Below are 4,159 nucleotides of genomic sequence, written 5' to 3'. Positions count from 1 at the left end.
CGATGCGGCCGCTACCCTTGATAGATACTCCGAACGCGGGCCGGCGTATGTGAAGTCCCTGCAATCAATCATTAAGTACAATAAGCTTCAGGGCACGGATGCTGCGCGTTTCGCGGACATGCATGCCATGGTGCTGGTGCCGGCGGATCAAGCTAGGTAGGCCCCCCAATCCCGCCACCGATCCTCCCAATTGACCGTTGATAACCAAACGCAACCAATCTGGTAATGCTCTGCCACGAAAAAACCGGATGATAGGGTGTTTGTGGCTGCGTGTTTAAGCGCGGTTAGCTGTGAGCGCACGAATAACAATAAGGAGCAGGAAGCATGGCCCGTAAACTGTCCATTATGGATTCCGGCTGGCTGATGATGGAAACCCGCGAGACCCCCATGCATGTGGGTGGGCTGGCGTTGTTCGCCATTCCGGAGGACGCGCCTGCGGATTACATGGAAGGCATCTATCGCTATCTGGTGGAGGTGAATGGAATCTGTCGTCCCTTTAACCAGAAAATCCAGTCGCACTTGCCCATGCGCATGGACGCCGCCTGGGTGGAAGACAAGACTTTTGATATCGATTACCACGTGCGCCATTCCGCTTTGCCGCGCCCGGGGCGGGTGCGCGAGCTGCTGGCGCTGGTGTCGCGGCTGCACGCCCAGCGTCTGGATCCCAGCCGCCCACTCTGGGAGAGCTACCTGATCGAAGGGCTGGAAGGCAACCGCTTTGCCCTTTATACCAAGATGCACCATTCCATGGTGGACGGGGTGGCGGGTATGTACCTGATGCAATCGCGGTTGGCCACCAGTGCCAAAGACCGCTTGCCGGTACCCTGGTCCGGTGAATGGGATGCGGAGAAGAAGCCGAGAAAGAGCAGCGGCGCCCCTGCGGCAAATACGGGTATGAAAGGCACGGTGAATAACCTGCGCCGGGGCAGTGGCCAGCTGGTAGACCTGTTGCGCCAGCCCAAAGATGGCAATGTGAAAACGATTTATCGGGCGCCGAAAACCCAGCTCAACCGGCGAGTGACCGGCGCCCGACGCTTTGCTGCCCAGTCCTGGTCTCTGCCACGCATCAAGGCAGCGGCCAAACAGCATGGCGGTACCGTCAATGATATTTTTCTGGCCATGTGTGGCGGGGCCCTGCGGCGTTACCTGTTGAGCCAGGACGCGTTACCGGACCAGCCGCTGGTGGCTCAGGTGCCGGTGTCGTTGCGCAGTGCGGACCAGGCGGGCGACGGTGGTAATGCGATCACCACCGTGCAGGTCAGCCTGGGAACGCATATCGCCGAGCCGCTGAAGCGGCTGGCAGCGATTCAGGATTCCATGAAAGGGGTGAAGTCCCGGCTTGGCGATATGCAGAAATCCGAGATCGATGTCTATACCGTACTCACCAATGTGCCGTTGTCGCTTGGCCAGGTGACGGGCCTGTCCGGGCGGGTAAGCCCCATGTTCAATCTGGTGATTTCCAATGTGCCAGGGCCCAAAGATCCGCTGTATCTCAACGGCGCTGAAATGTTGGCTTCTTACCCTGTGTCGTTGGTACTGCATGGCTATGCGCTGAACATCACCGTGGTGAGCTACAAGGACAGCCTGGAGTTCGGTGTTATCGGTTGCCGCGATACACTGCCGCATATCCAGCGCTTTCTGGATTACTTTGAAGAGTCGCTGGTTGAACTGGAAAGTTGATTCGCTAACCGTTTGCTGCGGGTCGGGATTTCGCCTGCAGCGCTTGCGGCTGAGTGGCCGCTTATGGCAGCAGGCGCCACTCAGCAGTGATGCAGGCCTTGAAGCTTTTAGTCCCGGAAGAACCAGCGCACGCCAACCTCGTATTCAGTCAAATCCAGATCATCGTAATCGCGCAGGGTGGCAGATAGCCCAACTTGCTGGGTGACTTTATAAATACCTTCGATAAGCGAGGCGGTATCCCGAAATAGCACATCGGATTCGCCGATTTCGAGGCCGATCTGCCATTTATCGTTGAATTCGTGTCTGAGCCCGATGTGGTGGTACCAACCGCGTTCGGTAGAACCATTTTGCAGCTCAAGTTTGTTGTGGTCTGAGCCGGCGAAAATGGACGTTTTGGCGTTGAATGGATAGTGAACCCCCAAGCCAATTACTGACCAGGATTCTTGCTGTGCGTTTTCTTCTGGCAATCGGACATTACCCGCATGGTAACGACCGCGGGCGTGGAACCATTTAAAGGCTGAGACACTGGCCTTTACGGTGCCGGAGCTGCTGTCGCCAAAACCGGAGTAGTCTGTGTTCTGTCTGGAGTAGCCAATGTCGACGTAATCGAAGGTATTGGAAGCTTGTGCTAATGGGGTAAGGAGAAGAGGCGCTGCCAACGCAATGTGATAAAGGGTGTGCACGATGAAGTCCTTGTCTATTTTATTTATGCGGAGCGGAGGATAGCGGAAATGACTTGAGGATGGGCAAGTAATTGCCGGGTCCAGTGCCCACCCATCGCGCTTGCCCTGCCAGATAAAGGTGCGCTTGTGGTCTGTGCGCTGCTTTCTTGCTCCCTCCCTTGTTCTTCTTACCATCATCTTCCCCTAAAATACCCGGCAACCAATCTCTCTGGAGCAAGATTCGTATGGGCCGCGCCTATCAAAACCGTAAAGAGTCCATGGCGAAAACCTCGGATATGAAAGCCAAGGTATACAGCCGTTATGGTCGGGAAATTTATGTCAGTGCGAAATCCGGCGGCCTGGACCCTACGGCGAATCTGGCGCTGCGCAGCCTGATTGAACGTGCCAAAAAAGACCAGGTGCCCGGTCATGTGATCGACAAGGCCATTGAGAAAGCCAAAGGCGGGGGTGGCGAGGATTATTCTCCGGCCCGCTATGAAGGCTACGGCCCGGGTGGTTGCATGGCGCTGATCGAATGCCTGACGGACAACCCGAACCGCACCTTTGGTGATGTGCGCATGGCCTTCACCAAGACCAAATGCAAGATCGGCACCCAGGGTACGGTGAGCCACATGTTCGATCACGTGGCCATCTTCGTTTTTGCCCATGCGGACGAAGACGCGGTGCTGGAAGCGCTGATGGAGGCCGATGTGGACGTCAGTGAGATCGAAGATGACAACGGCACCCTGACGGTGTTTACCCCGAATACCGAATATTTCAAGGCCAAGCAGGCGTTGACGGAGGCTTTCGGCGAGCTGGAATTCGAGGTGGATGAAATCCAGTTTGTCCCGCAGAGTTACACTACCATCAGCGCCGAAGACATGGAGCTGTTCGACAAATTCATGGCCATGCTGAATGATCTGGACGACGTGCAGAACGTGTATCACAACGTGGATCTGGGCTGATTACATCGTCCCGGCTTACATTGCCGGCAACATCTGCAACGGAGCATACCCCTGTGTTGGATAACGACATCCTTGCCGCCGCTGTCGCACTGGCCTCTGCCCTGCAAAAACAGCGTTTGATTCTGGCGACGGCGGAATCCTGTACCGGTGGGGGCATTGCCCAGGCGCTGACGGGGCTGTCCGGGGCGTCAACGTGGTTTGACCGGGGTTTTGTGACCTATTCCAACGAAGCCAAGGAGGAGATGCTGGGTGTGCAGGCCTCGACCCTGGCCTCGGTGGGAGCGGTCAGCGAAGAAACGGCCCTGGAAATGGCGCGGGGAGCCATTACCCATTCCCGGGCCCATGTCTCTGTCGCGGTCACCGGTATTGCCGGGCCGGATGGCGGCACGCCGGACAAGCCGGTGGGCACGGTCTGGATTGCCTGGGGGCAGAAGCTGGGCTACGCCGAAGCCCGCTGTTTCCACTTCGACGGTGATCGCGATGCCGTCCGTCAGCAGACCATCCTGGAAGCCATCTTGGGCTTGAATGCCCGCCTCAAGTAGCCACAATCGGGCTATTCATTTCAGTCTCATCGAGGTGGGGCTGGCACAGCATCAATATGTGAGGTTGCAATGGATAGCCAATGCTGTTCATAATACTGTCCATATTGCCAGCACTGGCCGAAAGGTCAGATGAGACAGATCAGATACGGTTGGCGTCAATGAATGACGCGCCGAAAACGGAGAGGGGTCACAATGAGCGATAAAGGTAAGGCGCTGTCCGCTGCGCTGTCACAGATTGAGCGCCAATTCGGCAAGGGTTCCGTCATGCGCATGGGTGATCGCAAGCGCGAGCGCATGCCGTCCATCTCCA

At 56.9% G+C, this 4,159-nt stretch carries 4 protein-coding genes and 1 pseudogene; 4 read left to right on the top strand and 1 reads right to left on the bottom strand.

Features of this window, described 5'->3' with window-relative positions:
• Positions 1 to 324: 324 nt before the first annotated feature.
• Positions 325 to 1,680 (top strand): wax ester/triacylglycerol synthase family O-acyltransferase, encoded by a 1,356-nt coding sequence (locus A3754_RS22890; protein WP_063521435.1) that lies wholly within the window; start codon positions 325 to 327, stop codon positions 1,678 to 1,680.
• 107 nt (positions 1,681 to 1,787) lie between these two features.
• On the opposite strand, the gene A3754_RS22885 is transcribed toward A3754_RS22890, so the two are convergent.
• Complete coding sequence (locus A3754_RS22885) at positions 1,788 to 2,540, bottom strand: hypothetical protein (protein ID WP_156497163.1); 753 nt, start codon at positions 2,538 to 2,540, stop codon at positions 1,788 to 1,790.
• A gap of 47 nt (positions 2,541 to 2,587) precedes the next feature.
• Here A3754_RS22885 and A3754_RS22880 point away from each other — a divergent pair, with 47 nt between their 5' ends.
• From A3754_RS22880 to A3754_RS26795, 3 genes and pseudogenes are all read left to right on the top strand, one after another.
• Complete coding sequence (locus A3754_RS22880) at positions 2,588 to 3,307, top strand: YebC/PmpR family DNA-binding transcriptional regulator (RefSeq protein WP_063521433.1); 720 nt, start codon at positions 2,588 to 2,590, stop codon at positions 3,305 to 3,307.
• A gap of 53 nt (positions 3,308 to 3,360) precedes the next feature.
• Entirely contained in the window at positions 3,361 to 3,849 is a 489-nt protein-coding gene (locus A3754_RS22875; RefSeq protein ID WP_082872548.1) for a CinA family protein, read from the top strand.
• 192 nt (positions 3,850 to 4,041) lie between these two features.
• A pseudogene (locus A3754_RS26795) lies at positions 4,042 to 4,159 on the top strand (DNA recombination/repair protein RecA); the annotation flags it as partial.

The sequence above is a fragment of the Alcanivorax sp. HI0083 genome (assembly GCF_001635175.1).
The sequence above is the reverse complement of the archived record's forward strand: the minus strand, read 5'-3'. Positions and strand labels throughout refer to the sequence as shown.

Bases quoted from the DNA above. Each gene is read 5' to 3' on its own strand.
- A3754_RS22880 (WP_063521433.1), top strand. From the start codon at position 2,588: ATGGGCCGCGCCTATCAAAACCGTAAAGAGTCCATGGCGAAAACCTCG.
- A3754_RS22890 (WP_063521435.1), top strand. From the start codon at position 325: ATGGCCCGTAAACTGTCCATTATGGATTCCGGCTGGCTGATGATGGAA.
- A3754_RS22885 (WP_156497163.1), bottom strand. From the start codon at position 2,540: ATGATGGTAAGAAGAACAAGGGAGGGAGCAAGAAAGCAGCGCACAGAC.